Here is a 26,638-nt window from a genome sequence, read left to right on the forward strand (position 1 = left end):
CTTGTGGATCGAATCAGCCGCCGAAGCCGCCTTCGTCCAGGAAGGCCTGTTCCTCGGGCGTGCTTGCGCGACCCAGCGCGGCGTTGCGGTGCGGAAAGCGGCCGAAGCGCACGATGATGTCGCGGTGGATGCGGCCCCATTTCTCCATCTCCGCATCGCCGGCGGCCAGCGCCATGTAGCGGTCCTGGTCCTCGATCCGCTCGGAATGCTCGAACGGCAGCAGGATGAAGTTCTTCATCTCCGGCGCGACCGCCAGATGATGGCCACGCTCGACCGCCATCCGGGCGAACCACAGGGCCAGGGGATCGGTCGCGAACTGGTGCGCCGTGCCGCGAAAGCTGTTTCGTGGATACTGGTCCAGCAGCAGGATCAGGGCCAGCGCTCCCTCGGGCGTCTCCATCCAGTCGTCCAGTTCACGTCGTGCGGCGGCCCAGTGCAGGGCCCGGCCGCTGTCGCGGAACAGGGTGTCGAAGGCGGCGTCCTTGACGAACCACTTTTCGGGCCCGGCCTCTTTCCAGAAGGCGACGACGGCGGATGGCGTTATGAGGACGGTCATGACCCAGACCCTAGCCAATCCCTTGCCCGTCTTCCATGACCGCGACTGCGACCTGTCGATCCTGCGCGGTCGCCGCGTCGCCATGATCGGCTACGGCAGCCAGGGGCGCACCCATGCGCTGAACCTGCGCGATTCGGGCGTGCCCGACATCGTCGTCGGGTTGAAGACGGACTCCAAGACCCGCGAGCTGGCGCTGGCCGACGGCTTTCGCGTCATGACGGCGGGCGAGGCGACCGCCGGCGCCGACGTCGTGGCCGTGATGGTTTCGGACGAGGCGCACCGCGACCTGTGGCGCGACGAACTGGAGCCGAACATCCGCCCCGGCGCGGCCCTGGTCTTCGCCCACGGCCTGTCGGTCCGCTTCGGCCTGGTGCGGCCCCGCCCCGATCTGGACGTGATCCTGGCCTCTCCCAAGGGGATCGGCCCGCGCATCCGCGACCTCTATGAAGCCGGCGAGGGGGTCTTCTGCCTGTTCGGGGTCCAACAGGACGCCACCGGCGGCGCCCATGCGTTGGGCCTGTCCTACGCCGCCGCCCTGGGCTGCGGGCGCAAGGGCATCCTTGAGACCACCATGAAGGACGAGTGCGAGAGCGACCTGTTCGGCGAGCAGGTGGTGCTGTGCGGCGGCGTGGCCGAACTGATCGACGCGGCCTTCATGAAGCTGGTCGACGCCGGCTATCCGCCCGAGGTCGCCTGGTTCGAATGTTTCTACGAGACCAAGCTGGTCACCGACCTGATGTATCAGCGCGGCATCGCCGGAGCCTTCGCCCGCATCTCCAACACCGCCGAGTACGGCGCCTATCTGACGGGTGCGCGAATCATCAACGCCGCCTCGCGCGCGGCGATGGATCAGGTCCTGGCCGAGGTCCAGGGCGGGGATTTCGTGCGGCGGCTGATGGCCGACTATGACGCCGGCTCGCCGGACCTGCTGGCGCACCGCCAGGCCCTGGGCCAGCGCTACATCGAGCGGGTCGGCGCGCATCTGAACGCCGTGGCTCAGGCGGCGAACGACGCTTGAGCCCAAGTCTCTGAGGAAGAAGAGAGAATGGTCGGAGTGAGAGGATTCGAACCTCCGACCCCTGCGTCCCGAACGCAGTGCTCTACCAGGCTGAGCCACACTCCGACCGTGGGGACGGGCCGTTCGGCGACGCCCCGAAGTGAGGACGCGGCTTATAGCGACGGCCGCCAGAGCCCGCAAGCACCCATTTCACCCATCTTTCGCGGCCGCGAAAATTGTCCTCTGAGAGGGTGTTGCATCCGAAAACGGCTTGGCGTATCTGACCGCCTCCGCCGGGCCACGGCCCTGCGGATACGCCGATCCGCTGGGGAATGGTGTAATGGTAACACTACGGTTTTTGGTACCGTCATTCTAGGTTCGAGTCCTAGTTCCCCAGCCACCGCCCTCACTGCATTTGAGCCCTTTTGACCTCTCCTGAGGGAGGTGGGTTTTACACTGGGTTTTACAGTTGGCCTTCTGTTCTGCCCTTCCTGAAGCCGGGCGATCATACCCAATCCGATAGCTTCCCCTGTGACGTAGCGCCGGGCGATCTCCTTCACACGCTGCAACTCCCACCCCAGGATCGTGGCCACGTCGTCGAGCGGCAGGCCGGCGAGGATGTAGTTCGTCGCCGCGGTGCCTCTCAGGTCATGGAAGCGCAGTCCATCCAGACCGGCGGTCGCTTCCGATCCTGAACGCGTCTGCGCCGCTTCCTCAGCATCATTGCGGGCGCGTTGTACGCCGCTGTCCAGACCGCGGCCTGGCGGTGTCCACGGTTCACCGTCGGAGGTGGACAGCACGGTCGGGCAACTGCCGCGCTCAAGGGAGCCCAGTACCTCCCGGACAGCGTCCGTGATCGGAAGGACCACGCTCTTTCGGCCCCGGCTTTTGCCGGTTTGCCAGATGATGGCGTTCTCCTTCACCGCCGCCCAAGGCAGGGCGATGAGGTCGTTCTTGCGCAGACCCGTGACCGCAGCCAGTCGGATCGCCGCCGCGATTGGCGGGTCAGCGTAGGCCAGGATGGTCTCCAGATGCTGCGGCTCCCAGATTATGTCGGCCCGGTTGACCTTGTAGATGCGCGGGAAGTTCGCGACGGGATTCGTAGCCAACTCACCCCGGTTCACGGCCCAGTTCAGAACCAGTGACAGCGCGCCCAGAAGCTCGTCGGCGGTCTTGGGCGTGTTCGCTCGCTTGTCGCGCCAGGTGAGCAAGAAGGATCGCGCCTTAGGTGAGGTGAGGGCGGCCAGCGTTAGATCACCCAATTCCGTCCGTACGAGGTCAAGATGTTTGCGGCGATCCGTCTTGGTTCGAAGAGCCAGTGATTTGTCCTGGTTCATCAGGTCGAGGTAGCGCGTGATCAAGCCGTAGAGTGTCGGCTCGTCGGTCGCGCTTTTCTCGGTCTTGATCTGCGCGCGATAGGCCTCCATCGCCGCCGGCGCCTTTCGGGCGACCTCTCGCGCGAGGGAGCGCAGGCTGGAAGCTTGCGCCGCCAGGATTTGCGGACCGCCGCGCCAAGCGTACCAGTATTCAAAAACCCGGTTCGCCTTGGCGCGCTTGATCCTATGGACCCCGGGCAGCATCCGGGTGATCGGCAATGAAGCGGGCGAGTTCGGCATCGGCCTTGTTCACGTTCAGTTCCGCAGAAGAATCCAGTCCGGCCAGCCGGTCAAGATGGGCGTCCAGAACCTTGCGGTCGTATCGATGTCGTGTTCCGAGCCGCACGTGGGCGCCGATATGCAGAAACTCCATATCGGCGGGCGCGATGTCGAAGCCCGCGATCGGACGAACAGGGCTAAGTCCGTATGTCCTTTCCCTCGTCCGGCGTGATGTCCCGGGGTTCGGCTCTGCGAGATTGATATAGCCGCTGGGAGGTCGGTCCGGGCTCAGGCTTTGGGCTATGAGGGTCATGCGCGTTCTGATTCCCGCATTGGTACTTCTCGTCGGCTGCGCGCCGGAGCCGCCTACTGTCGAAGGGCGGGCGTCGGTCATCGATGGCGACACCCTGGAAGTCCACGGCGTCCGCATCCGGCTGTGGGGTGTGGATGCGCCCGAGGGCCGGCAGGTCTGCGACGATGCGCAGGGCAGGGCCTATGCCTGCGGGCGGCTGTCCGCCAATCGGCTGGCGGCCCAGGCGCCAAGGCGCCGATAGCCCTCCTGGTAACGCTTCAGGCCGCGCAGGACATGAACGTGCTCCTCCGTCGAGGTGAAGGCGCTCGGCCGCCCCGATAGGACGACCTTGGCCTTGCCGTGCGTGAGCCGGTTCAAGCTCGCGATCTGGGCCCGAAAGTCGCCCCACGTCATGGCATGCTTCATCTCATCGAACCCGTCGAGGGCCACCAACAACCGGCCCTTGTCGCTGAGTTCCAGGAAGTGATGGACGTTGAAGCCGTCCACCGGGAAGTCGTGGGTGAACTTGCCACCCAACAGGCCTTCTAAACTGGAATATCGCGCGTACTCACCGAGACCGATTAGGATCGGGCGGCGTGCGTAGGGATCGGACAAGGCCCGTTCGGCCTGGTTGGCGACTAGGCGCTTGATGAAGCTGGATTTGCCGGCACCGTAGCCGCCCAAGATCGCGATCGGTTGATAGTCCTCGCCGTCGATCCAGGTCGTGACGGCTTCGAACAGCAGGGTGTCCGTCTCGGACAGGGTGCGGTGATCACTTTCGTATCTGGCCAGGCGCGCGCGGCCGGGAATGTAATAATCGCTCAGGCCATCCTGGTGGAAGAGGCCGGTCAGGGAGCGGACGTAGTCGGTCAGCCCCAGGATCTCGTTCTCAAGTTCCCAAATGGTCTGATGACGCAGGCCTGCCTGCTCATCGACATAGGCCTGGGCGTCCGTAGACAGACCTTGGCGCGTGATCACCAGCAAAGTGGCCGGCGCGGATTTCTGGACGATGCCGCTATAGTCGGCCCAGATGGTGACTAGGTCGGACCGGGTGGCCGATCACAGGCTATCTCGATGCGCTTCGCCCGCCTCCCGGGTGGAAGACCGAACTGGCGCTTCTGGCCGCCTATTCCGCTGATCCGATCTCGATCGTCGCCGCGCTCTTGGCGCTTATCGGGCGAGACGATGAAGACCGTCCGGCGTCCCGTCGCGACCTCGCGGACGCCATTGAAGCGCTACGCGGCAAGACCCGGGTCATTATTCAGCGCGGGCGTCTGGCGAAGATGGCCAGGGTTCCCAGACTGACGGGGGTTCTGGATCAGTTCGTGAGGGACGTGCCCTTCGATGAGCGTCACCAGAGCTGGCATCCCAAGGCGGCCCTTGTTCGGATGCGGTCGGAAAAGGCCTTCGAGTGGCGATTGTGGGTCGGAAGCCGCAATCTCACCGCGCCGGAAAACCGGGACCTTGGTCTGGTTCTCGTCAGCGGCCAGCAAGCCAAGGGCCGCCTCGTGCCAGGGGCGGACGATATCGCGCGGCGCCTGGCCGAGAGGGCCGGTCTGGGCGGTTTGTCGCCAAGCCGCTTGGCGACGGAGGTTTCTGCGCTGAAGTGGCGGGCGCCCGACGGGGTGCGTGTAGATCGCCTCCGGATCAGCCGGGGTCAGAGCGAATGGAGCCTTCCGATCTTGCCCGAAATGGTGGACGCCCTGACCGTTGTCAGCCCGTTTCTCGATGCCGGCTTCCTTCAGCACTTGTTGAAGACGAGATGCCGAACGGGGGAACAGGGAGGCGAAAATCCGTAAATTGCTGGTCGCCGAGAGTTTGAGGCTCAAAAGCTCGACCACATCGGAGGAGCGCCTTTTGGGGGCGCTCGTCGAACGATTTGTCCGATCGCGAGCGGATCCGCAGACACGTGAGGAGGCGCTCCAACGGCGAAACGCGGAGCTTCGCGAACGGGACGGCGTGGATCGGGGGCGCTAGAGGGCGCGCTGTCGTGTCCTCATAAAGGGGGTATCTACAACTGATTTTGGTTGTTAACTGTTGATACAACCAAAATCAGTTGTATGGTCATCGTCAAAGCGTAGGGTCAGGGTCAATGAAGTTTGGCGCCGTCGAGATGATAGGAGGCGCGGTCGTCGTGGCGGCGAGCTTGAGCGCTTGTAGTCGCCAAGCCGATGTCGCGCCGCCGACCCTGGTCCAGTTCACGTGCAGCTTCGAGCCGGCCGCCCCGATGACCATGGTCATCGACACCGGCCTGCGGACCGCCCGGTGGATGAATCTGCCGGCTCCGAGAGAGGGGAGCGCGTCGGTTTCGTCTCATCAGTACCGGATTGAGTTTCCGGCTCTGGAAGACGCGCCCCCAGTCCATGCGCGTGTGAACCGCTACGACGCCACGATCCTGCGGACAATCGGGGACGGCGCGACGGCGGTGCGCCAGACGGGGCGCTGTGTGAAAGACGAGACGGGGCCGCGCCTGTGATCACGCCGGAGAGCCTTTCATGACCACGCGCGCGGTTCTGACCGGAGACCTCGTCGGCTCCAGCCGGCTCACCCCCGCTTCTCTTGAGGGGGCCCGGGACGCTTTCGCGACCGCAGCCACGGAGATCGAAACCTGGCGGGCCAAGCTGGTCGGAGCGCCGGCCGACTTCTTTCGCGGCGACAGCTGGCAGATGCTGCTGACGCAGCCCGGGTTCGCTCTGCGCGCGGCGCTCTATATTCGCGCCAGCCTGAAGGCCGGGGACCCCGAGTGGGATACGCGCATCGCCATAGGCTACGGCGAGGTTGATCGCATCGACAAACAGCGGACCTCCCTGTCCTCAGGCGAAGCCTTTCTCCTGTCCGGTCGCGCCCTGGATGATCTTGGCGACACGGTCGACATCACGGTTCGAGGTCCTCAAACGGGTCTGAAGTGGGGCGCCTTGGGTCCGCTCTCTCACCTCTGCAGCGTGCTGATGGATGACTGGAGCCAGAAGCAGGCGCAGGCGGCCAGGCTGGCTCTGGCGCCGGAGGCGCCGACCCAGGCGCGCATGGCGGAGATGCTTGGGGTCTCGCAGCAGGCTGTGAGCAAGGCGCTTTCCGCCGCCAAGATCACCGCCTTGCTGCGCGCCGTCGACTATAGCGAGGCGTTGACCTGGAACCGGGTGAGACTGATATGACAACCCAATTCGGTTGTGATCGTCGCCTACAACCCAAATGGGTTGTTACAAAGCGCGGGAGCGTAGCACGGTGATCGAAACCTTCCTGCTGTTGCTGGCCGGTCATCTGCTTGGCGACTTCGTCTTCCAGTCGGACGCCCTGATTGCCCGCAAACAGACCTTGCGGGGCTTGGCGGACCATGTGGCCATCGTCACGGTCCTGACCTTGCTGATGCTGGCGCCGACCCGGCTGTCCATACTCGGCCCGGTGGCCATCATGGCCGCCAGCCATTTCGCCATGGACTGGCTAAAGGTCCACCGGCTGGGCGACCGGCTGTGGGCGTTCGGCCTGGATCAGGCCGTCCATATCGCCGTGCTGGTCGGTCTCGCCGTCGCTTGGCCGGCCATGGCCTCGCAAAGCCTGTGGGGGCTCCAGCCCTCGCCGGTGCAGGTCCAGATCTACGCCGCGCTCGCTGTGCTGTGCGGGGGCGTGGTCGCCGTCTGGGTGGGTGGCGTCGTCATCAAAAAGCTCGTCGAGCCGCTTTCACCGGCCGGGCGCGCCGCCAACACCCTTCTGACGACCGGCGTCGCCTCAGGCCCGATCGTCGGCATGCCCAACGCCGGCAAATATATCGGCTGGTTGGAGCGCGGGTTGACGCTGACCTTTATCCTCATCGGCCATCCTGAGGGGGTCGGCTTTCTGCTCGCCGCCAAATCCATCCTGAGGTTCAGGGACGTCCAGGATCAGAACGATCGCCACCAGGCGGAGTACATCATCATCGGCACCTTCCTGAGCTTCGGCTGGGCGCTGGCCGTCGCCCTGGCGACCCAGGCCGCTGTGCTGCACTGGTTGCCCAAGGGCTGACATCGCAGCCTTAACCGCGGCGGCAGGGCGCCTTATCGTCTACGAGCGTTTTGCGCCGGAGATCCTCGCCTCAGATGTCTTTTTCGGTCGGACTGCCGAACTGTTTGACGAAGGTCGTATAGGGACAGCGGCCGATATAGCGGCGCTGAACGCCGAGTTCGGGTCGCTGAAGACATTCCGGGAGTGGCTGGCTTCCACGGGCAAACCGCTCCTTCAGGAAGCGGTCGGACGGTGATCTGATCTCTACGGGCCCGCGCCAGTTTCGCGATTGAGAGGACCACCGAGTCCTCTCCGCGCCGCCAAATCGTAAAATCTGACCGCTCATGGCGTTTTACATCGTCTTGCTAAGTCATTGATTTCACTAGGTTCGGATAGCCGGGGTTTTACAGCCTAAGTGTCTGTTTCTTCTTCAGAGATTTCAGATTTTGGTACCGTCATTCTAGGTTCGAGTCCTAGTTCCCCAGCCATCGACCTGCTTCCGGCAAGACAGAAGACGCGGGCCGCCCGACGACGGCGGCGGCGTTAGCGCGCCAATCGGCCGTCGGGCTCAGGCCGTCGGGCTCCACCACAGGAACAGGGCGATCAGCGCGCCGATGACCAGCGCGGCGACGCCGATGGCGGCGGCGGACACGCGAAGAGCGCCGCCGGCGATCTTTTCGTCGGGGCTGGTGTAATCGACGTCGATCGGCGGCATGCCGGGCTTGTCGCCGATCTTTCCGCCCGGATGTTTGTTCTTGTCCATGGCGCATCAACGCGCGTCGAGGCGCGCCGTTTCGCCTGGCGACCGGCAGAGGCGCGGGTGATGGGCGCCATAAGCAGAATTGACCTGCGTCAGGGCTTCCGCCGCCGCGATCTGCTGCTTAGCTAGGCTGCACCACGCGATCGAGGAGATGGATCATGGCTGACGCGCACGACCGGCGCCTGGCGCCGCTGAGAACCCCCACCAGCCTGTCGGAGGAGGCGACCCGCGACGTTTCCGCGGCCTTGACCGGCCTGCTGGCCGACGTCTTCGCCCTGTATCTGAAGACCAAGAACTTCCACTGGCACGTCTCGGGGCCGCATTTCCGCGACTTCCACCTTCTGCTGGACGAGCAGGCCGCGGAACTGTTCGCCATGACCGATCCGATCGCCGAGCGGGCGCGCAAGATCGGCGGCGTGACGCTGCGCTCCATCGGCCAGATCGCCGGCGAGCAGCGCATTCTCGATAACGACGCCGATTACGTCGATCCGTTCGACATGCTGGCCGAGCTTCGCGACGACAACAACGAGCTGGTCGGCTGGATGCGCGAGCTTCACGAGCTGTGCGATGATCACAACGACGTCGCCACCGCCAGCCTGCTGGAGAACTGGATCGACGAGAGCGAAAAGCGCGTATGGTTCCTGTTCGAGGCCGGTCGTCGCGGGAACGCCTGACCCGCCTCGGGGTGGTGCGGCTAGAGGGACTCGAACCCCCACGGTCTCCCGGCAGGACCTAAACCTGCTGCGTCTACCAATTTCGCCATAGCCGCGACGCCGACTGCTCTACAGACCCCCTCGTCGCGGGGCAAGCAGCGGCGCGGGCAAGCCGGGCGCGCATCGACGGTGTCGGGAGAGGCGCCGCCGATGACGCGCGTCTGCGTCGAGCACCGGCGGCGATGCGGACGGCTGGACGCTGTCATCGCCGGCAGGCGCGAACGGGGAGAGCAGGGGCCCGGCGCCTCCTAAGCCAAACCCCGCCGAGGCCTGCTGATCCACGCACATGTGGGCCGTTCCCCGGCGACGCTTGAACCGGGCGCCGTGCGAACCACATACTCACTCGAACGCCGTCGGAATCGACGGGCCGCGACGCACTGTCGGAGCATAGCGCCGAGACGGACGACGCGGCGGGCCGGAGATCATCAATGGCCCAGGAGTATAGGCATCATGTCCGAGACGAAAATCCTGCCCGTCCTGCCTCTGCGGGACATCGTGGTCTTTCCGCACATGGTCGTGCCGCTGTTCGTGGGCCGCGAGAAGTCGGTCAAGGCGCTCGACGAGATCATGAAGGGCGAAAAGCAAATCCTGCTGGCGACCCAGAAGAACTCGGTCGACGACGACCCGTCGCCCGACGCCATCTATCCCACCGGGGTGCTGGCCAGCGTGCTGCAACTCCTCAAACTGCCTGACGGCACCGTGAAGGTGCTGGTCGAGGGCAAGGGCCGCGCGCGCTTGACCCGCTTCACCGACCGCACCGACTATTTCGAGGCCGAGGCCGAGGAAATCGCCGACGAGCCGGGCGACACCGCCCAGTCGGAAGCCATGCTGCGCGCCGTCGTCGAGCAGTTCGAGAACTATGTGAAGCTGAACAAGAAGGTCCCGCCCGAGGCCCTCAGCTCCATCCCCCAGATCGCCGACGCGTCCAAGCTGGCCGACTCGGTGGCCGCCCACCTGTCGGTCAAGATCAGCGACAAGCAGGGCCTGCTGGAAACCATTGAGGTGCCCAAGCGCCTGGAGAAGGTCTATGGCCTGATGGAGGGCGAGATCAGCGTCCTGCAGGTCGAGAAGAAGATCCGCTCGCGCGTCAAGCGCCAGATGGAGAAGACCCAGCGCGAATACTATCTGAACGAGCAGATGAAGGCGATCCAGCGCGAGCTGGGCGAGACCGACGACGCGCGCGACGAGATCATGGACCTGGAGAAGCGCATCCGTAAGACGCGCCTGTCCAAGGAAGCCCGCGCCAAGGCCGAGGCCGAGGTCAAGAAGCTGCGCAACATGAGCCCGATGTCGGCGGAATCGACCGTGGTCCGCAACTATCTGGACTGGCTGCTGTCCGTGCCGTGGGGCAAGGCCAAGCAGAAGCCCATCGACCTGCAGAAGGCCGAGGACATCCTGGAAGAGGATCACTTCGGCCTGGAAAAGGTCAAGGAGCGGATCATTGAATATCTGGCGGTCCAGGCCCGCACCGGCAGCCTGAAGGGCCCGATCCTGTGCCTGGTCGGCCCTCCCGGCGTCGGCAAGACCTCGCTGGCCAAGTCGATCGCCAAGGCGACCGGCCGCGAATACGTCCGCATGTCGCTGGGCGGCGTGCGCGACGAAAGCGAGATCCGCGGCCACCGCCGTACCTACATCGGCTCCATGCCCGGCAAGATCATCCAGTCGATGAAGAAGGCCAAGACCACCAACGCCTTCGTCCTGCTGGACGAGATCGACAAGCTGGGCGCCGACTGGCGCGGCGACCCGTCCTCGGCCCTGCTTGAGGTGCTGGATCCGGCCCAGAACTCGACCTTCGGCGACCACTATCTGGAAGTGGACTACGACCTGTCGCAGGTCATGTTCGTGACGACCGCGAACAGCCTGAACATGCCGCAGCCGCTGATGGACCGGATGGAGATCATCCGCGTCTCGGGCTACACCGAGGACGAGAAGGTCGAGATCGCCAAGCGCCACGTCCTGCCCAAGCAGCTGCAGGACCACGGCCTGAAGGCCGGCGAGCTGGTGGTGCCGGACGAGACCATCCGCGACCTGATCCGCTACTACACCCGCGAGGCCGGGGTCCGGTCGCTGGAGCGCGCCCTGGGCGGCCTGGCCAGAAAGGCTGTGCGCGAGATGGCCAAGACCAGGGCCGTCTCGATCACGGTCGATGCGGAAAAGCTGGCCGAATACGCGGGCGTCAAGAAGTTCCGCTACGGTGAGACGGACGAGGAGGATCAGGTCGGCATCGTCACCGGCCTGGCCTGGACCGAGTTCGGCGGCGACATCCTGACCATCGAGGCCATCAAGATGCCGGGCCGCGGCCGCATGACCGTGACCGGCAACCTGAAGGAGGTCATGAAGGAATCGATCTCGGCCGCGGCCTCCTATGTCCGCGCCCGCTCGCTGGCCTTCGGCGTCAAGCCGCCGGTGTTCGAGAAGACCGACATCCACGTCCACGTGCCGGACGGCGCCACGCCCAAGGACGGTCCGTCCGCCGGCGTCGCCATGACGGTGGCCATGGTGTCGGTCCTGACCGGCGTGCCGATCAGGAAGGACATCGCCATGACCGGCGAGATCACCCTGCGCGGCCGGGTCACCGCCATCGGCGGCCTGAAGGAAAAGCTGCTCGCCGCGCTCCGCTCGGGCGTCAAGACGGTGCTGATCCCGCAAGAGAACGAGAAGGATCTGGCGGACGTGCCCGACAACGTGAAGTCGGCGCTGGAGATCGTGCCGATCTCGACGGCCGACGAGGCGCTGAAGTGGGCCCTGACCGGCTCGCTGACGCCGGTCGAATGGGACGAGGCGGCCGAGCCCCTGCCGGCCCCGGCGCCCGCCACGACCGATCCGGCCACGGTCTCCGTCAGCCACTGATCCGCGTCGGAACGAACGCAAAGCGCCGCCGGGAGCCCATCCCGGCGGCGCTTTCGCTTTTGACCTGGGCGTCGTTACGTCCTTTAGTGATTCGCTTTCAGGCTGTGGGGCGCGCGATGACCAGAACGGAACTGATCGGCCGCATGGCCACCGCGGCGGACATCAGTCGCGACCAGGCCAAGGCGGCGCTGGAGGCCTTCACCGACGGCGTGGTCGAGGCGCTGACCCACGGCCAGGACGTGCGCCTGGTCGGCTTCGGCAGCTTCGTCGCCGTGGATCGCAAGGCCGGGGTGGCGCGCAATCCCCAGACGGGAGAGGCCGTGGCGCGCCCGGCGTCGCGCACCGCGCGCTTTCGTCCTGGGGAGGGGCTGAAAAGCGCCTTGAACGGCTAGGGCGCGACGGGCATAAGCCCGGCTCGCATTCGGGCGGCTAGCTCAGCTGGTCAGAGCACCTCGTTTACACCGAGGGGGTCGGGGGTTCGAACCCCTCGCCGCCCACCAAGGATTTCCGGGGATTTGGCGGCGGCGCTGACGTGACCCCCGTTTCTCATCCAGCCATAACGAGAGTCCTAGGTTGATCTGAGCTGTGATCGGCTGGGTTGGCAAGAGGCCGGTCAGCGCAGCCTCCAACCAGCGCAGCAGGCCGGCCGATGTGTCCGGTGAGCGCTTCTGCATAAGCCTGCGGCGTCAGCCACCCGAGCTTCGAGTGCGGACGCTGCTCGTTGTAATCGCGTCGCCACGCCTCCAGCACGGCGCGAGCGTGCGGCAGCGAGCGGAACAGCGTCTCGTTCAGCAGCTCGTCACGCAGCCGCCCGTTGAAGCTTTCGTTGAAGCCGTTCTGCTGGGGCTTGCCCGGCGCGATGTAGTGCCAGCCGACGCCGGTGTCGTCGGCCCAGGCCAGGACCGCGTTCGAGGTGTACTCCGTGCCGTTGTCGCTGACGATGGTGTCGGGCCGCCCTCGCTGCCGGATGACGGCGTCCAACTCCCGCACGACCCGCGCGCCCGACAGCGAGGTGTCGGCCACCAGCGCCAGGCACTCGCGCGTGCAGTTATCGATCACCGTCAGGATGCGGAAGCGCCGCCCGTCCGTCATCTGGTCTGCGACGAAGTCCAGCGACCAGCGCTGGTTGGGCGCCAGCGGCAGGTCCAGCGGTCGCCGCGGGCCCATCGCTCGCTTCCGGCCGCCGCGCCGGCGCACCGTCAGTTGCTCCTCGCGATAGATCCGCTGGACCCGCTTCCTGTTGACCGCATGGCCCTCGCGCCGCAGCAGCACGTGCAGGCGACGATAGCCGAACCGTCGACGGTCCTGGGCCAGGGCCTTCAGCCGGTCGCGCAGAGCGCCGTCGTCCGGGCGCGTCGCCTGATAGCGCACGCTCGTCCGATCGACGCCCAGCACACGGCACGCCCGCCTTTCGCTCATCTCGTAGGCGGCCTGCAGATGGCCAGCCGCCTCGCGATAGCCGGCGGGCGTCACCACTTTTTTCCCAGCAGGTCCTTCAGGGCCACGTTGTCCAGCATCGCGTCCGCCAGCATCCGCTTCAGCCGGGCGTTCTCATCCTCGAGCGCCTTGAGCCGCCGAGCCTCCGACACGTTGAGCCCGCCAAACTTGGCCTTCCATTTGTAAAAGGTCGCCGAGCTGACCCCGTGGCGTCGGCACACCTCCGCCGTCGCTACACCGGCCTCCTGCTCCCACAGGATCCCGATGATCTGCTCTTCCGTGAACCTCGATCGCTTCATTCTGTCCGTCCTTCGTTGGGCGGACTCTAGCTATTCCTGGAGGAGTTTCAGGGGGTCACGTCAGTCGGGTTGCCGCTGGTCCTGTCCACCCTGCTAATCGCCGCCGTCGGCCCTTACTGGCAAATGCACACTTTGCCCCTGGCTACGAGTGTGGCGCCGACGATCTACGATACGATTTATCCAGATCAACTCGCCCGCTTCCCATCTTTGGCCGACTGGTTCATCGAAAGCATCAGTTTTGTTGCCTTAGCCATCGCCATATTGACGGCAGCCGTAGCTCTCCGCGCCAATACTTGTCATGGATGGGCGATCGGCGCTGGAACCACTTTCGCATTCGCCTACACAGTATACGATTTCGTCGTACTAATTAGCAGCGAGCAGGAGGTAAACTTCTTAGCCAGTGCAGTCGCAAACATAGCCGGTGGCGTGTTTGTGTCGATGGTATATTATCTTTTTGCTGCGATCATAATACGACTGTCGAGGTCTTCATTAGGTAGAGCCACATACAAGGTGTTAATAGGAGGGGCAATACTAGCAATAGGATTCCTAATTTCCCTATTAAGCCTAATGTTGCTGATTGTGTTCTATCGACCACTTCAAGCGCCACTCGAAATGGCTGTGCCTCTGCCATTTGATGGATGGGTGAGAGCTAAGGTCCGCTCGCCCGACGAGAACGAGCCATCATACACCAATCGTTTCAGTGCTGTGCCAACAGGAGCAAAGTCGAAAGAGGTCGAGATTTCGAGCCCTCATGAGGCCGGGAAGATAGCTTGGCTCCAAACCGGTAGGGGGAGCAAAACCAAGCTAGAGGTATACGCTCTGGACGGCTGCGCCGGGGGAATGAATCCAAGCCTAACTGAACCTCCTGCTATGACAATGCTAGGAGTAAGCTCACTTTCAGTAGATAATGGCACCAGCTTCATTAGCATAAGATCCCCAAAAGATTATAAATTATGGAGTGTCATAAGTGAAATAGCTTATCTGTCGGTTTCCCCTAATGACACGGGGGGTCTAGATATATTCAGCTCCGCGAGACCGCTTGATCGCCTAGAGATCGAGGCATCGGACACCGTTGAAATTCTGGTTTCGGCAATCCTGCTGACATTTGGTGATGAGGGTGCCGTATCTCCTCAGCCACAGCGTCTGAGTTTCTCGGTGGACGGGAAGCCCGTGGCGGCAGTGCTCAGTCCGAAGGGTGGTGTGAACCCAAAAGACAAGCTCAAGTGCTCGCAACTGGTGCCGAGTGAAAATCTCGATACGACATCGCATGGCCAGCCGGCGATGATCAGCACGTCTAGTCTTGCAGGAGGATTATTTTTTCGCCTAACGCCGGAACCGGACTCCCCGTATGCATCAACAACTTCGTCTCTAAGCGTTGTTGAGACGAACGGGATGATTCAGGCCTCTCTGCTCGAAATGCGCGCGGGTTCAGATTTCGGAGACGCTGACTATATTGGTACCAGCGGAGCGGTGCGCGATGTGAGTGTGTACGGTCTTCAAATGTCTGGCGGTATCGACCGACTATTCGCCGTCGGCGATTTCGATGTCTTTCTGGGGCCGGATAAAGCTCTACGTGTCAGCGGGGAAGCTTCGGCGCTCGCCCAAAGCGGCCAAAGGCTCAACCGTACCAGATGGGAGTTCGCGAGCGACACGGTTCGGTGGGGCGCTCTGATCACGGCGTTTGGTCTTGTTGCGACTTCGGCGGCATTCGTCCGTCGATCCATAAAGGGACGGGTCAGGCGTTCACCTCTCTGGTTCTTTAAGACGAGGGGCGTCTAGATATTGCGAGTCCCCAGAAATTTCCCGGAATTTCGTTCCATTAGCGAGAACGAATCCAGAAACTAGCGACATCTCGATTGAGGCAGTGCGGGCATCTGCGGTCCGTCCACCTTGTTTACACCGAGGGGGTCGGGGGTTCGAACCCCTCGCCGCCCACCAGACGCCGAAAGGGCCGCCGGATCGCTCCGGCGGCCCTTCGTTTCTCTGCAGGCTTGGCCTCAGAACCGGAAGCTGGCCCGCAGCAGCAGGGAATAGCGGACGTAGTCCTCGAGCAGTTCGGCGTCGCCGGTGATCGACAGCATGCCCAGCTCGTTGCCGACGTTCAGGCGGAAGCCCAGGATCGGTCCGCCGCCCTCGATCGCGTCGGGGGTCAGGATGAAGTCGGGGCCGCCGCTGGCGAAGCGGGCGATAGTCTCGCCGGCGTCGACCGAGATGTTCTGGCGATAGCCGACGCGCAGCTCAGGCCGGATCCAGCCGTTCCGACCGAAGCCGTAGCCGACGTTCATCGCCGCGACCGCCGAGAAGATGTGGCTGTCGCGGCCGTCGATATCCAGGTCGAAGCCGTCGCCGCCTCCGGTTTCGCTGCGGGCGTCTTCCGACAGGCGGAAATACTCCGCGTAGATCTCCGGTCGGACGTTCAGGCGGCCGAAGTTCCGCTCGTAGGAGGCGCCCCCGGCGGCCGCGGCCGTCCAGCCGTGCCAGTCGGAGGTATTGTTCAGATAGACCCCGTCCGCCACCAGGGAACGATCGGCGCTGAAGCTGGCGTAGCCGCCGGCCGCGCGCGCCCAGGTCGTCCAGTACTGGCCCTGGGCGCGCCAGTAGAGGCCCAGTTCCAGCAGGTTGGCCGACAGGATTTCCTCGGCCTCGGCCTCGGGATCCTCGATGTCGGACGAGGTGAAGGCGACCGAGACGCCGAAGGCGCCCAGGCTGCTGCCTCGCTCGACGCCGCCGGCCACCCCGAAGCCCTCGGAACGGAATCCATAGGACTCCGTCTTGTCCTTGTCGGCGTAGAAGTTGATCTCCTGCACCCAGGCGCTGGTCTCGCCCGGCGCGGCCGAGGCGTTTCGACCCGTCAGCGCCCGCGTCACGGCGTCGACGCCCGCCGACAGCGACATCAGCGGACCGCCCGAGTGATCGGGCAGCATCTGCTCGTACACGTCGATGAAGTCGTCGCGGGAGGTCTGTCCAAGGAAGAGGTTCTGGAGCGTCTCATTATCGCCAAGGGCGGCGTAGATCGCGTCGAAGGCGGACGCCTCCACCCGGATCAGGCCGGCCTCTTCGGCGGTGCGGCGACGCGCGTCCACGTAGAGCTGGCCCGCGCCCTGGTCGACCCCGGCCTCGACCACGTACAGATAGGGCGAATTCTGTTCCAGAAGGGTCTGGTCCAGCTCGCCGACGTTGAGTTCGCCGGCGGTCAGCAGCGTGAAGCGCTCGGGCTCATCCAGCAGCGAGGCGAAGCGCACGCCCAGAGAGGCACCCGTCGCGACGTTCGCCGCGCCCGACACATTGAAACCGCCGGCCGCATCGGCCGCCGGATCGACATTGAACAACAGGGTCCCGTCGGCGCCGACGGATAGGTTCGAAATATTCGTCGAGCTTGTCTGAGACGCGAACAACGTGCCGTCGCCGACAGTGATGTCGAGGCGTCCATCCGCGTCAGTAATCGCGCCGACGACGTATGCGCCCCCTGATATCGCCAAAGAATCTGCGCCGACGCCGAACGAGAGATTGCCCGTGAGGGTCCCGTTTTCGATAGACACGCTATCGTCCCCGGATCCCAGCAGCATATCTCCTCGGATCGATGGTTCGTTGATATCGGAGACGCCGTCGCCATCCGTGTCGGGCAGGGTGCTGTCTTCGTCCGCGAGCACTCCGAACTGACGGATCGTGACGCCGGCTGTGTTGGCCGACAAGTCGATGGCGACGGCGGACCCGTCAACCTGCGTATCGTCGTCAGGGTTGGCCGTGACGGCCGCTGTGATTGTTCCACTGTTCGTAAAGGAGGTTAGCGTGCCTGACAAATCTCGGACCGCGACCGCGTCACCGTGATTTCCGCCGATGCCTGCGGAAATAACCCCGGAGTTATTCAATGCAGGAAGGTTGGCTCCCTCCGAAATCAGAACCGCTGTCGCCGTGTGTGCGCCATCGGTGGATGCGCCGGCCTGAATGGTACGTTCGTTCTGCAATATCGGTGTCGAAACGTTATCAAGAAACTGCAACGCCGTGGAATCTGCATCGACCGCGCCCGTTGCGATCGAGCCAATATTTCTAACACCGCCTTCGACCGTGACAGCCTGACCGCCTTCGACGCCAAACTGAAGACCGTGAGCGGCGACACCGGCGTAGGTGCCGACGCCGGTGATTGTCCCGCCGTTAATGAAACCAAAAGCTTGGTCGTCCTCGCCGACCATGCCCAGCGTAACGCTACGTTCGGTCGAACCGACCACCATGGCCGGCGCGCCGCCGATAGAGGTGATGTTGGCGTTGGTCTCGCTTGTATCGGGAATCCCATCGCCGTCGCGATCGGTGTCTTCGCGGTTGATGACGCCGTCGCCGTCGTCATCCTCGTCGCCGTTCTTGACGCCGTCGCCATCATCGTCGCCGTCAGCGCCATCCGCGCTCTCATAAGCGGGAGCATTGGCGAGAATCACGCCCCCGGCCACGTCACCTTGGACGGAGAATGCAGGCCCGCCTTGAAGCAAATCGTCGGCGTCGAGATCTTCAAGATAAAGCCCCCCGCCGCTCGATTCTCCGCCTTCGGGACGAGCCGACGGCGGAGTGGTATACCGATAGCCGGTCGCGCTGACCTGCGAATGGATGACGAGGGAGCCGCCTACGTCGCCTTCCACTGACACGCCACGGCTGTTTTCTCCGACCGCCGATACCGTTCCCGCCACGACCACATTGTCCGACACGTCGCCCTGGACCCGAATTCCATAGGAATCGTTCCCAACCACAGCCACGGCGCCCAAGTTCGTCAATGAACCGTCGAGGCCTGATTGGATGCGCAGACCGTAGCTCTGATTGCCTTCAACGGTGACCGACCCGCCAGATTCCACCAAGATGTCGCCGACATAGGGGGACGAGCCTTGAATGCGGACGCCATGCCGGTCGGTCCCCGCAGCAAAAGGACCGTCTAGGTCGCCGTCCTTGTCCTCATCCTTGAAGTCCTCGGACTCGAGCGAGTCAGTCACGTTTACCCGGCCCCCGATCGTGACCGAGCCGCTTGTGCCGCCCTGGACCAGCACGCCCGTGGCGCCGTCGGCCGCTTCGGTCATGGTGATCGACCCGCCGGAATCGATGTCGAGATCATCGTCCGAGTCGACGGTCACGGCCGCGCCCGTCGTCACCTTGACGTTCCCCCCGCTGCCGATCCGGATGTCGGAGGCCGCGCCGTTGTTGGCGGTCGACGTGCTGATCGGCGTGGTGCGCTCGTTAGAGATCACGACCTGGGCTTCGGCGCCGGCGGCGATCATCAAGGGGGCGATCGCCACGGCGGTCGCGAGCAGAATACGCATTCGAAAGAAACCCCTGGTGGTCACGCACGGACGGATTGGAGGCCCTCTTAGCAGACCTCTCTCCAGTGTTTCCAAGTTTATCGAATTTGAGGCGAATGCAAGGCGCTGAGGGTGGGGCGGCGCCGGGCCGGCGCGACCGGCGTTCGCCGACGCCGACGACTTGCGGGTGTTTGCGTCGTGTGCGGAGGTTATCGCGCGGCATTCCGCTTGAGCTTTGCCGCGACGAGGTTTACGGGCGGCCATGGTCAAGCGCGTAACCGCGAAACGCATCCAAAGCCCTTCGCGTCGCGTTCGTGGGGCCAGGCCAAGCGAGAACACCCCCATGACCCTGACCGACCTCGAAGTGCAGGAAAGCGAAATCCGGCTGATTCCCGGCCTGGACGTCGAGGTGGCCGAGACGCTGCGCGCGCTGAAGGCGTCGACGCAAGACGAGCGGCCGCGGCTGGTGGACACCACCATGCTGTTCGCCCCGCGCTCTGGCGGGGTGAAGCGCTACCTCCTGTCGAAGAAGGCGTGGATCGAGGCGAACCGGCCGGACGTGGCGCACTCGCTGATCGTGCCGGGCGCGCGCCACCGGGCGGGCGGGGACGGGATCATCAGGCTCCGGGCCACAAAGCTGCCGTTCAGCGACGGCTATCGCTGGCCGAACTCGGTCAAGCGATGGAGCGCGTGGGTCGCGGCCATGAAGCCGTCGATCATCGAAGCGGGCGATCCCTACACGCCCGGTCAGGGCGCGCTCGAGGCGGGCCAGCGCGTGGGTTGCCCCGTCGTCGGCTTCTGTCACTCCGACCCCGCGGCGCTCGCCGCGCTTCATTTCGGCGAATGGGCCAAGAAGCCGGTCGAGAAACGCTGGGCGCGCCTTTTTTCGCAGTTCGACCGCGTGGTCTCGCCCAGCCGCTACATCGCCCGGCGCCTGGAAGAGGCCGGCATCGAGAACATCTTCATCCGGCCCCTGGGGGTGGAGATCGACACCTTCCGACCGGACCGCCGCGACCGCCAGTGGCTTCTGGACAGGCTGGGCCTGGGCCCGGACGCCCGCCTGCTGTGCTTCGCTGGTCGTCCCGCCAAGGAGAAGAACGTCGAAGTCCTGATCGACGCGGTCCAGAAGTTGGGCGCGCCGTATCACCTCGTGCTGGTCGGCGCCGGGTCGGGAATGCCGGCGGAGGACCGTGTCATCTCGCTGCCCTATGAGAAGGACCCTCGGGCCGTCGCCAAGATCATCGCCAGCTGCGACGCCTTCGTCCACGCCAACGACAAGGAGCCGTTCGGCCTCATCGTGTTGGAGGCCATGGCCTGCGGCCGTCCCGTGGTCGGCGTCAACTCCGGCGGCGTGGCCGAGACGGTGGACGATTCGGTCGGCCAACTGGCCGCCCGCGCGGACGCCGACGACTACGCCGAGGCGGTCGAGGCCCTGTTCACGCGCGATATCGAGGCTATCGGCCGCGCGGCGCGCCTGAAGGCCGAGACCCAGTTCGCCTGGAACCGGGTGTTCGAGGATCTGTGCGACTTCTACGGCGGCCTGACGGGCGAGCCCGGCTTCCTGGCGCGCACGGGTGATCGCCCGGTCCACTGACGCGTCCGGGCGGTCGCGCTTTGCCGCCGACCGCGCTGTTCGGGATGAAGGGACGGGCGGGGCGCCACTCTCTGTGCATCAGGAGTGGCGCGAGTGACGGGGCTCGAACCCGCGACCTCCGGCGTGACAGGCCGGCACTCTAACCAACTGAGCTACACCCGCGTATCCAGGTCGAAACTTTTGAGCTGTTCCGAAAGCTGTTCTTGGGAAGGCGGTGCGCCACTCCCTCTATTCCTAGAAGAAGTGGCGCGAGTGACGGGGCTCGAACCCGCGACCTCCGGCGTGACAGGCCGGCACTCTAACCAACTGAGCTACACCCGCGTTTCCCGGCCGAAGCGGCTGTGCGCCTCGGCGAGGGGCGTCGTTTAGGCGGACCGACCGGGCGCGTCAAGCGACCTTTTCGGCAGAAGTGAACGCCTCACCGCATCGTCGGCGCGGCGGCCGGCTGAGGCGGGCTGTGCGGACCGGCGACGCCGCCGGAAATCGGCTCCTGCGCGGCCACGGCGGGCGGCGGCGGCTCGTAATGCACGCCCACGCCCGGCCCCAGCGGCAGGTCCAGCGCCACCCAGGCCGCAACCATCAGAAGCCCCGCCGCCAGGAAGGCCCCGGCGTAGGGCAGCATGGTCGCCATCAGGGAGCCCAGCCCGAATCGCGGATCCCACCGCTGGGCGAACGTCAGGATCAGCGGGAAATAGCTCATCAGCGGCGTGGCGATGTTGGTCACCGAATCACCCATCCGATAGGCGGCGGTCGTCATCTCTGGCGAGATGCCCAGCAGCATGAACATGGGCACCACGATCGGGGCCAGCGCCGACCACTTGGCCGAGGCCGAGCCGATGAACAGGTCGAACACGCAGCTGACCAGCACCACCACGATCAGAAGCAGCGGCGCGGGCAGGGCGATGTCCTCAAGGGCGTCGGCCGCGTTGACCGCCAGGATCGGCCCCAGGCCCGACCAGTTGATCATCGCCACGAAGTGCGCGGCGAAGAAGGCCAGCACGATATACGGCGCCAGTTGCGATATGCCTTCGCCCATCATGCGGACCATGTCGCGGTGCGACTTCACGGTGCCGGCGCCCGCCCCATAGGCGCCGCCGGCGACGAAGAAGGTCACGGCGAAGAAGGCGATCAGCGAGCGATAGAGCGGGTTGAAGGTCTGACCGGGCTCCGCCTCGGCGTCGACGAAGGGTGATCCGGGGATCAGCGTCAGCGTCGTCCACAGCGCGATCATGCCCAGGATGGCCAGGCCCGCCCAGGCCAGGCCCTTTTTCTGCTCGGGCGTCAGCGGGGCCTTCTCGGAATCGGACGCGGGGGCCTGAGACCCGGACGCCGGGGTCCAGCGTCCCAGACGCGGCTCGATCACCCGATCGGTGATGAACCAGACGATGGGGGTGAAGATCAGCACCACCCCGATGATGAAGAACCAGTTGCCGGCGATGTTGACCGAATAGCTGGGGTCGATCAGCCGCGCCGCGGGCTCCGTGATGCCCAGGATCAGCGCGTCCTGCGAGCCGGGAAACAGATTGCCGGCGTAGCCGCCCGACACCGCGGCGAAACCGGCCGCCAGCCCGGCGAGGGGATGCCGGCCCGCCGCGGCGAACATCACCGCCGCCAGCGGAATGACCACGACGTAGGAGGCGTCCGACGCATGGTGCGACATCATCCCCACGATCACCACGATCGGCGTCAACAGGGCCTTGGGCGCATTCAGCAGCGCGCCGCGGATCGCCGTGGTGAACAGGCCGGTCCGCTCCGCCACCGACGCGCCGTAGATGATGGTGACGACGATCGCCAGCGGCGGGAAGTCCGCCAGGGTGCGCGGCATGCCGATGATCAGACGCTCCAGATCTTCCGACGACAGCAGGCTCTGCGCCACCAGCCGGTCGCCCGTGACGGGATTGACGGCCGACCATCCCAGGCCGGCGCCCACAAGGCTGAGCGCGATCAGTCCGGCGATCAGCCACAGAAACAGGAAGACAGGATCGGGCAGGCGATTGCCGATGCGCTCGACGGCGTTCAGGGCGCGACCGGCCAGGCTCATTCGGATGACTTTCTGTTACGGATCAGACGCCTCAATAGGGCGCGGCGCGGCGCCGCTCCGCAAGAAGCCTTGCTGCGACATATGGCGCAGGTCATCACCCGTTGAATTTGCGATCCGTTCTCAACAAAACCTTAGGCCCTTCCGGGGTTTGAACCTCGCGGAGGTTGGGTCTAAGAAGCGCCGAATCCCGCCTCTCCCCGGCGGGCGAGGTTCTTCGCATGAACGCATTTCTGCTCGAATATCTGCCGGTGCTGATCTTCGCCGGCATCGCGGCGCTGATTTCGGTGCTCTTCATCGCCCTGCCGATGCTGCTGGCGCCGAAGAACCCCGACAGCGAGAAGCTGTCGGCCTATGAGTGCGGGTTCAACGCCTTCGACGACGCGCGCATGAAGTTCGACGTCCGCTTCTATCTGGTGTCGATCCTGTTCATCATCTTCGACCTGGAAGTGGCCTTCCTGTTCCCGTGGGCGGTGTCAATGTTCGACCTGCCGCAGGCCGGCATGGTGTTCGCCTTCTGGTCGATGATGGTCTTCCTGGGCGTCCTGACCATCGGCTTCATCTACGAATGGAAGAAGGGAGCCCTGGAATGGGAGTGATCGCGCCTTCGTCGCCGCTTCCCGGCGCCGCTGTTCCCGCCGGCTCGGCCGCGCGTTCGATGGTCGAGGGGTACGATCCCAAGGTCCACGACAAGTTCTTCGAGGCGGTCAACACCGAGCTTGGCGAGCGGGGCTTCCTGACGGCGTCGCTGGACGACGTCATCACCTGGGCCCGCACGGGCTCCCTGATGTGGATGACCTTTGGTCTCGCCTGCTGCGCCGTCGAGATGATCCAGATGTCGATGCCGCGCTTCGACGTGGAGCGCTTCGGCATGGCCCCGCGCGGCAGCCCGCGCCACTCGGACCTGATGATCGTCGCCGGCACCCTGACCAACAAGATGGCCCCGGCCATCCGCAAGGTCTATGACCAGATGCCCGATCCGCGCTACGTCGTGTCGATGGGCAGCTGCGCCAACGGCGGCGGCTACTACCACTACAGCTACAGCGTCGTTCGCGGCTGCGATCGGGTCGTGCCGGTGGACGTCTATGTGCCCGGGTGCCCGCCGACAGCGGAGGCGCTGCTGTACGGCCTGCTGCAGCTGCAGAAGAAGATCCGTCGCACGGGGACGATCGAGCGATGACCTCTCTCGCCGTTCAGGCTCAACATGAGGCCGTGCTGACCCCGCTGGGCGCCGAGGTGGTGGGCGCGCTGGGCGTCGAGGCGCAGGTGGCGTTCGGCGAACTGACGCTGGTCGCCCCGCGCGAGCGCATCGTCGAGGTGCTGACCGCGCTGCGCGACCGGTTCCAGTTCCAGCAGCTGCTGGACGTCTGCGGCGCGGACTATCCGGATCGCCAGGAGCGGTTCGAGGTGGTCTATCACCTGCTGTCGCTGACCAAGAACGCGCGGGTGCGCGTCAAGGTGACGACCGACGAGGCCCAGCCCGTGCCGACCGTCATCGAAGTCTATCCCTCGGCCGGCTGGTTCGAGCGCGAGGCCTACGACATGTACGGCATGGTGTTCGAGGGCCACCCCGACATGCGCCGCCTGCTGACCGACTACGGCTTCGAGGGACATCCGCTGCGCAAGGACTTCCCGATGACGGGCTATGTCGAGGTCCGTTACGACGAGGAGCAGAAGCGCGTCGTGTACGAACCCGTCAAGCTGACGCAGGAATTTCGCACGTTCGATTTCCTGTCGCCGTGGGAAGGCGCCGAGTATCCGGCGCCCGTGCTGCCCGGCGACGAAAAGGCTGGAGTGAAGGGCTGATGGCGGACGTAGCCGAAAACCCGCCGGTCTCGCCGGCCATCGACCCCTGGGGCGAGATGGACCACGACGCCGATCCCCGGACGCCGCACGCCCGGGACATGGACGACCGCAAGTTCACCATCAACTTCGGCCCGCAGCACCCGGCCGCGCACGGCGTTCTGCGCCTGGTGCTGGAGCTGGACGGCGAGATCGTCGAACGCGTCGATCCGCACATCGGCCTGCTGCACCGCGGCACCGAGAAGCTGATGGAGGCGCGCACCTATCTGCAGAACGTGCCCTACCTGGACCGGCTGGACTACGTCGCACCGATGAACCAGGAGCACGCCTTCTGCCTGGCGATCGAGAAGCTTCTGGGCATCGAGGTTCCGTACCGCGCCCAGCTGATCCGGGTGCTGTATTCCGAGATCGGACGCATCGGGAACCACCTGCTGAACGCGACCATGCAGGCCATGGACGTCGGCGCCCTGACCCCGCCGTTGTGGGGCCACGAAGAGCGCGAGAAGCTGATGGTGTTCTATGAGCGCGCCTGCGGGGCGCGCCTGCACGCCAATTACTTCCGCCCCGGCGGCGTCCATCAGGATCTGCCGATGGACCTGATCGACGACATCGGCCGCTGGTGCCAGGAGTTCCCGGCGGCGCTGAAGGACATCGAGAGCCTGGTCACCGAGAACCGCATCTTCAAGCAGCGCAACGTCGACATCGGCGTGGTGTCCAAGGAACAGGCCCTGGCCTGGGGCTTCTCGGGCGTGATGCTGCGCGGGTCGGACATCGCCTGGGACCTGCGCAAGTCGCAGCCGTACGAGTGCTACGCCGAGCTGGAGTTCGACGTGCCGGTCGGCAAGAACGGCGACTGCTGGGACCGCTATCTCTGCCGCATCGAGGAGATGAAGCAGTCGGTCCGCATCATGGAGCAGTGCATCCACAAGCTGCGCAACTGCCCCGGCGAGCCGGTGATGATCGAGAACAACAAGATCGTCCCGCCGCGTCGTGGCGAGATGAAGCGCTCGATGGAATCGCTGATCCATCACTTCAAGCTCTACACCGAGGGCTTTTCGACGCCCGAGGGCGAGGTCTACGCCTCGGTCGAGGCGCCCAAGGGCGAGTTCGGCATCTATCTGGTGTCCGACGGCACCAACAAACCCTATCGCGTGAAGATCTCGGCCCCGGGTTTCCGCCACCTGCAGGCGATGGACTGGATGAACCGGGGCCACCAGCTGGCCGACGTGTCCGCCATACTGGGTTCGCTCGACATCGTTTTCGGAGAGGTGGACCGATGAGCGTTCGTCGTCTCGCCAAGGACCAACCGGCCTCGTTCGCCTTTTCGGCCGACACTGCGGCCAAGGCCGAATGGTGGTTGAAGAAATACCCGGAAAACCGTCGCCAGTCGGCGGTGATCCCGGTCCTGTGGCTGGTGCAGAAGCAGGAAGGCTGGGTCTCCGAGCCCGCTATCCGCGCCGTGGCCGAACTGCTGGGGATGCCGTTCATCCGGGTGCTGGAGGTCGCGACCTTCTACACCATGTTCATGCTGGAGCCGGTCGGCACGACCGCGCTGATCCAGGTGTGCGGCACCACGCCGTGCATGCTGCGCGGCGCGAACGACCTGATGAAGGTGTGCAAGGAAAAGATCGGCCCCAAGGACCATCTGTCCGCCGACGGCCGCTTCACCTGGCAGGAAGTCGAATGCCTGGGCGCCTGCTCGAACGCCCCGATGGCGCAGATCAACGACTACTATTTCGAAGACCTGACGCCCGAGACGATCGGTCAGATCATCGACGACTTCGCCGCCGGCAAGACGCCCGAGCGCGGGTCCTACATCGGTCGCACCAATGCGGCGCCGGCCGGCGGGGCCAAGACCCTGCTGGATCCGACGCTCTACGACGGCTCGGCCGCCAAGCCGATCACCAAGCTGCCGAACAGCGATCCGGCCCCGGCCGAGAAGGCGCCGGCCTGATGTCGCGACCGGACCTGAACACCGAAGAGGGCAGGGCCGCCTACCGGCGCGAACTTCGCCGCGTGGCCTGGCCGATCCGCTGGGGCGGGCTGGGCCTGATCGTGCTGGCCGCCGCCGTCATCCTGGCCGCGCGCCAGAACCTGTTCGGGATGGGCGAAGCCGCCGTGACGGTCGCCTACGGGCTGCTGGCCGCCGGCTGGGCCCTGTGGATCGCCGCCGTCTTCATCCGCACCCGTCACCACAAGCGCCGTCTGGCGGAGGGGTTGTGATGGCCAAGACGCCGAAAGCCGCCGATTACAAGATGATGAGCTACATCGGCCTGATCGATGTGGTGCTGGGCCTTGGGCTGGTCGCGATCGGCTTCGCCGGCGTGCTTGAGGCCGGCCCCGAGATCATGACGCCGGTGGGACTTCTGGTCTCGGCCATGGGCGTCGCCCTCGCGCTGTGGGCGCGCAACAAGATGGCCCAGGCCGAGCGCCAGGGCGGAGATCGGAACTGA

The 26,638-nt window shown here is 65.0% G+C and carries 24 protein-coding genes, 6 tRNA genes and 1 pseudogene; 19 read left to right on the plus strand and 12 right to left on the minus strand.

What is annotated here, in order from left to right:
* Positions 1-13: 13 nt before the first annotated feature.
* Positions 14-556 (minus strand): DUF924 family protein, encoded by a 543-nt coding sequence (locus M8231_RS06690; protein WP_249750672.1) that lies wholly within the window; start codon positions 554-556, stop codon positions 14-16.
* On the opposite strand from M8231_RS06690, the gene ilvC reads away from it, so the two are divergent.
* Positions 555-1,574, plus strand: a complete 1,020-nt coding sequence (gene ilvC / locus M8231_RS06695; protein ID WP_250202486.1) for a ketol-acid reductoisomerase — start codon at positions 555-557, stop codon at positions 1,572-1,574. The two genes, M8231_RS06690 and ilvC, sit on opposite strands and share 2 nt — an antisense overlap.
* A 28-nt stretch (positions 1,575-1,602) precedes the next feature.
* Here the strand turns inward: ilvC and M8231_RS06700 are convergent.
* A tRNA-Pro gene (locus M8231_RS06700) sits at positions 1,603-1,679 on the minus strand.
* Positions 1,680-1,879: 200 nt separating this feature from the next.
* Here M8231_RS06700 and M8231_RS06705 point away from each other — a divergent pair.
* A tRNA-Gln gene (locus tag M8231_RS06705) sits at positions 1,880-1,953 on the plus strand.
* A gap of 229 nt (positions 1,954-2,182) precedes the next feature.
* On the opposite strand, the pseudogene M8231_RS17070 reads toward M8231_RS06705, so the two are convergent.
* The 3 genes and pseudogenes from M8231_RS17070 to M8231_RS06715 form a co-directional block, all read right to left on the minus strand.
* Positions 2,183-3,169 (minus strand): annotated as a pseudogene (locus M8231_RS17070) (tyrosine-type recombinase/integrase); the annotation flags it as partial.
* Positions 3,114-3,542 carry a hypothetical protein gene (locus tag M8231_RS06710; protein ID WP_250202487.1) on the minus strand — a complete coding sequence of 143 codons (429 nt, stop codon included), beginning with the start codon at positions 3,540-3,542 and terminating at the stop codon, positions 3,114-3,116. The gene M8231_RS06710 and the pseudogene M8231_RS17070, both read right to left, overlap by 56 nt.
* A gap of 99 nt (positions 3,543-3,641) precedes the next feature.
* Positions 3,642-4,424, minus strand: coding sequence for an NACHT domain-containing protein (locus tag M8231_RS06715; protein WP_003170293.1), 783 nt, complete (start codon positions 4,422-4,424; stop codon positions 3,642-3,644).
* A gap of 179 nt (positions 4,425-4,603) precedes the next feature.
* On the opposite strand from M8231_RS06715, the gene M8231_RS06720 reads away from it, so the two are divergent.
* The 4 genes from M8231_RS06720 to M8231_RS06735 all read left to right on the plus strand — a co-directional run bounded on the left by M8231_RS06720 (position 4,604) and on the right by M8231_RS06735 (position 7,436).
* Positions 4,604-5,239, plus strand: a complete 636-nt coding sequence (locus M8231_RS06720) for a phospholipase D-like domain-containing protein (protein WP_003170292.1) — start codon at positions 4,604-4,606, stop codon at positions 5,237-5,239.
* Between the two features lie 293 nt (positions 5,240-5,532).
* A complete protein-coding gene (locus M8231_RS06725) occupies positions 5,533-5,916 on the plus strand; it encodes a hypothetical protein (protein ID WP_054765707.1) in 384 nt (127 codons plus the stop codon).
* A gap of 19 nt (positions 5,917-5,935) precedes the next feature.
* Entirely contained in the window at positions 5,936-6,592 is a 657-nt protein-coding gene (locus M8231_RS06730; protein ID WP_003170290.1) for a hypothetical protein, read from the plus strand.
* A 70-nt stretch (positions 6,593-6,662) separates the two neighbouring features.
* Positions 6,663-7,436, plus strand: a complete 774-nt coding sequence (locus M8231_RS06735; RefSeq protein ID WP_035285540.1) for a DUF3307 domain-containing protein — start codon at positions 6,663-6,665, stop codon at positions 7,434-7,436.
* A 547-nt stretch (positions 7,437-7,983) separates the two neighbouring features.
* On the opposite strand, the gene M8231_RS06740 is transcribed toward M8231_RS06735, so the two are convergent.
* Positions 7,984-8,178 (minus strand): hypothetical protein, encoded by a 195-nt coding sequence (locus tag M8231_RS06740; protein ID WP_249750653.1) that lies wholly within the window; start codon positions 8,176-8,178, stop codon positions 7,984-7,986.
* A gap of 155 nt (positions 8,179-8,333) precedes the next feature.
* Here M8231_RS06740 and M8231_RS06745 point away from each other — a divergent pair, with 155 nt between their 5' ends.
* The gene (locus M8231_RS06745; protein WP_249750652.1) at positions 8,334-8,849 is read left to right on the plus strand and encodes a Dps family protein; all 516 of its coding nucleotides are present in this window, start codon (positions 8,334-8,336) and stop codon (positions 8,847-8,849) included.
* A gap of 12 nt (positions 8,850-8,861) precedes the next feature.
* Here the strand turns inward: M8231_RS06745 and M8231_RS06750 are convergent.
* Positions 8,862-8,944: transfer RNA gene (locus M8231_RS06750), tRNA-Leu, on the minus strand.
* Positions 8,945-9,338: 394 nt separating this feature from the next.
* Between M8231_RS06750 and lon the strand changes: the two genes are divergently transcribed.
* The 3 genes from lon (at position 9,339) to M8231_RS06765 (ending at position 12,238) form a co-directional block, all read left to right on the plus strand.
* Positions 9,339-11,738 carry an endopeptidase La gene (lon, locus tag M8231_RS06755; RefSeq protein WP_250202488.1) on the plus strand — a complete coding sequence of 800 codons (2,400 nt, stop codon included), beginning with the start codon at positions 9,339-9,341 and terminating at the stop codon, positions 11,736-11,738.
* Between the two features lie 116 nt (positions 11,739-11,854).
* Positions 11,855-12,130, plus strand: coding sequence for an HU family DNA-binding protein (locus M8231_RS06760; protein ID WP_249750651.1), 276 nt, complete (start codon positions 11,855-11,857; stop codon positions 12,128-12,130).
* Positions 12,131-12,161: 31 nt separating this feature from the next.
* Positions 12,162-12,238, plus strand: a tRNA-Val gene (locus M8231_RS06765).
* 46 nt (positions 12,239-12,284) lie between these two features.
* On the opposite strand, the gene M8231_RS06770 is transcribed toward M8231_RS06765, so the two are convergent.
* A protein-coding gene (locus M8231_RS06770; protein ID WP_250201334.1) for an IS3 family transposase occupies positions 12,285-13,474 on the minus strand; the annotation gives its coding sequence in 2 pieces (ribosomal slippage) (positions 12,285-13,222 and positions 13,222-13,474; 1,191 coding nt in all).
* Positions 13,475-13,624: 150 nt separating this feature from the next.
* Here M8231_RS06770 and M8231_RS06775 point away from each other — a divergent pair.
* The gene (locus M8231_RS06775) at positions 13,625-15,253 is read left to right on the plus strand and encodes a hypothetical protein (RefSeq protein WP_250202489.1); all 1,629 of its coding nucleotides are present in this window, start codon (positions 13,625-13,627) and stop codon (positions 15,251-15,253) included.
* A gap of 218 nt (positions 15,254-15,471) precedes the next feature.
* Here M8231_RS06775 and M8231_RS06780 read toward each other — a convergent pair whose 3' ends face one another.
* Positions 15,472-18,771, minus strand: coding sequence for an autotransporter outer membrane beta-barrel domain-containing protein (locus M8231_RS06780; protein ID WP_250202490.1), 3,300 nt, complete (start codon positions 18,769-18,771; stop codon positions 15,472-15,474).
* 322 nt (positions 18,772-19,093) lie between these two features.
* On the opposite strand from M8231_RS06780, the gene M8231_RS06785 reads away from it, so the two are divergent.
* Positions 19,094-20,344 carry a glycosyltransferase gene (locus tag M8231_RS06785; RefSeq protein WP_249750648.1) on the plus strand — a complete coding sequence of 417 codons (1,251 nt, stop codon included), beginning with the start codon at positions 19,094-19,096 and terminating at the stop codon, positions 20,342-20,344.
* Positions 20,345-20,429: 85 nt separating this feature from the next.
* Here M8231_RS06785 and M8231_RS06790 read toward each other — a convergent pair.
* The 3 genes from M8231_RS06790 to M8231_RS06800 form a co-directional block, all read right to left on the minus strand.
* A tRNA-Asp gene (locus M8231_RS06790) sits at positions 20,430-20,506 on the minus strand.
* An 82-nt stretch (positions 20,507-20,588) separates the two neighbouring features.
* Positions 20,589-20,665, minus strand: a tRNA-Asp gene (locus M8231_RS06795).
* A gap of 97 nt (positions 20,666-20,762) precedes the next feature.
* Positions 20,763-22,385, minus strand: coding sequence for an AbgT family transporter (locus tag M8231_RS06800; protein WP_250202491.1), 1,623 nt, complete (start codon positions 22,383-22,385; stop codon positions 20,763-20,765).
* Positions 22,386-22,603: 218 nt separating this feature from the next.
* Here M8231_RS06800 and M8231_RS06805 point away from each other — a divergent pair, with 218 nt between their 5' ends.
* Genes M8231_RS06805 through M8231_RS06835 form a run of 7 tightly spaced genes read left to right on the plus strand, consistent with a single transcriptional unit; the run spans position 22,604 to position 26,638 of the window.
* Positions 22,604-22,981, plus strand: coding sequence for an NADH-quinone oxidoreductase subunit A (locus M8231_RS06805; protein ID WP_201216089.1), 378 nt, complete (start codon positions 22,604-22,606; stop codon positions 22,979-22,981).
* Entirely contained in the window at positions 22,951-23,562 is a 612-nt protein-coding gene (locus M8231_RS06810) for a NuoB/complex I 20 kDa subunit family protein (protein WP_250202492.1), read from the plus strand. Before M8231_RS06805 ends, M8231_RS06810 begins: the two co-directional genes overlap by 31 nt.
* Positions 23,559-24,188, plus strand: coding sequence for an NADH-quinone oxidoreductase subunit C (locus M8231_RS06815; protein ID WP_250202493.1), 630 nt, complete (start codon positions 23,559-23,561; stop codon positions 24,186-24,188). The genes M8231_RS06810 and M8231_RS06815 overlap by 4 nt, the downstream gene beginning before the upstream one ends.
* Before the next feature lie 56 nt (positions 24,189-24,244).
* Positions 24,245-25,465: an NADH-quinone oxidoreductase subunit D gene (locus M8231_RS06820; protein WP_249751997.1), complete on the plus strand. Its 1,221-nt coding sequence runs from the start codon at positions 24,245-24,247 to the stop codon at positions 25,463-25,465.
* Positions 25,462-26,139 (plus strand): NADH-quinone oxidoreductase subunit NuoE, encoded by a 678-nt coding sequence (gene nuoE / locus M8231_RS06825; protein ID WP_249750646.1) that lies wholly within the window; start codon positions 25,462-25,464, stop codon positions 26,137-26,139. The genes M8231_RS06820 and nuoE overlap by 4 nt, the downstream gene beginning before the upstream one ends.
* On the plus strand, positions 26,139-26,408 hold the full coding sequence (locus M8231_RS06830) for a hypothetical protein (protein ID WP_250202494.1): 270 nt from the start codon (positions 26,139-26,141) through the stop codon (positions 26,406-26,408). Before nuoE ends, M8231_RS06830 begins: the two co-directional genes overlap by 1 nt.
* The gene (locus M8231_RS06835; RefSeq protein WP_249750644.1) at positions 26,408-26,638 is read left to right on the plus strand and encodes a hypothetical protein; all 231 of its coding nucleotides are present in this window, start codon (positions 26,408-26,410) and stop codon (positions 26,636-26,638) included. The genes M8231_RS06830 and M8231_RS06835 overlap by 1 nt, the downstream gene beginning before the upstream one ends.

It is taken from the genome of Brevundimonas albigilva, assembly GCF_023573565.1.
GTDB classification, from domain to species: Bacteria; Pseudomonadota; Alphaproteobacteria; order Caulobacterales; family Caulobacteraceae; genus Brevundimonas; species Brevundimonas albigilva.

Coding starts and splice junctions, on each gene's coding strand:
- M8231_RS06815 (WP_250202493.1), top strand. CDS start 23,559: ATGACCTCTCTCGCCGTTCAGGCTCAACATGAGGCCGTGCTGACCCCG.
- M8231_RS06710 (WP_250202487.1), bottom strand. CDS start 3,542: ATGACCGACGCCCGCCCTTCGACAGTAGGCGGCTCCGGCGCGCAGCCG.
- M8231_RS06820 (WP_249751997.1), top strand. CDS start 24,245: ATGGACCACGACGCCGATCCCCGGACGCCGCACGCCCGGGACATGGAC.
- lon (WP_250202488.1), top strand. CDS start 9,339: ATGTCCGAGACGAAAATCCTGCCCGTCCTGCCTCTGCGGGACATCGTG.
- ilvC (WP_250202486.1), top strand. CDS start 555: ATGACCCAGACCCTAGCCAATCCCTTGCCCGTCTTCCATGACCGCGAC.
- M8231_RS06835 (WP_249750644.1), top strand. CDS start 26,408: ATGGCCAAGACGCCGAAAGCCGCCGATTACAAGATGATGAGCTACATC.
- M8231_RS06725 (WP_054765707.1), top strand. CDS start 5,533: ATGAAGTTTGGCGCCGTCGAGATGATAGGAGGCGCGGTCGTCGTGGCG.
- M8231_RS06690 (WP_249750672.1), bottom strand. CDS start 556: ATGACCGTCCTCATAACGCCATCCGCCGTCGTCGCCTTCTGGAAAGAG.
- M8231_RS06740 (WP_249750653.1), bottom strand. CDS start 8,178: ATGGACAAGAACAAACATCCGGGCGGAAAGATCGGCGACAAGCCCGGC.
- M8231_RS06810 (WP_250202492.1), top strand. CDS start 22,951: ATGGAAGAAGGGAGCCCTGGAATGGGAGTGATCGCGCCTTCGTCGCCG.
- M8231_RS06745 (WP_249750652.1), top strand. CDS start 8,334: ATGGCTGACGCGCACGACCGGCGCCTGGCGCCGCTGAGAACCCCCACC.
- M8231_RS06760 (WP_249750651.1), top strand. CDS start 11,855: ATGACCAGAACGGAACTGATCGGCCGCATGGCCACCGCGGCGGACATC.
- M8231_RS06785 (WP_249750648.1), top strand. CDS start 19,094: ATGACCCTGACCGACCTCGAAGTGCAGGAAAGCGAAATCCGGCTGATT.
- nuoE (WP_249750646.1), top strand. CDS start 25,462: ATGAGCGTTCGTCGTCTCGCCAAGGACCAACCGGCCTCGTTCGCCTTT.
- M8231_RS06805 (WP_201216089.1), top strand. CDS start 22,604: ATGAACGCATTTCTGCTCGAATATCTGCCGGTGCTGATCTTCGCCGGC.
- M8231_RS06730 (WP_003170290.1), top strand. CDS start 5,936: ATGACCACGCGCGCGGTTCTGACCGGAGACCTCGTCGGCTCCAGCCGG.
- M8231_RS06800 (WP_250202491.1), bottom strand. CDS start 22,385: ATGAGCCTGGCCGGTCGCGCCCTGAACGCCGTCGAGCGCATCGGCAAT.
- M8231_RS06830 (WP_250202494.1), top strand. CDS start 26,139: ATGTCGCGACCGGACCTGAACACCGAAGAGGGCAGGGCCGCCTACCGG.
- M8231_RS06780 (WP_250202490.1), bottom strand. CDS start 18,771: ATGCGTATTCTGCTCGCGACCGCCGTGGCGATCGCCCCCTTGATGATC.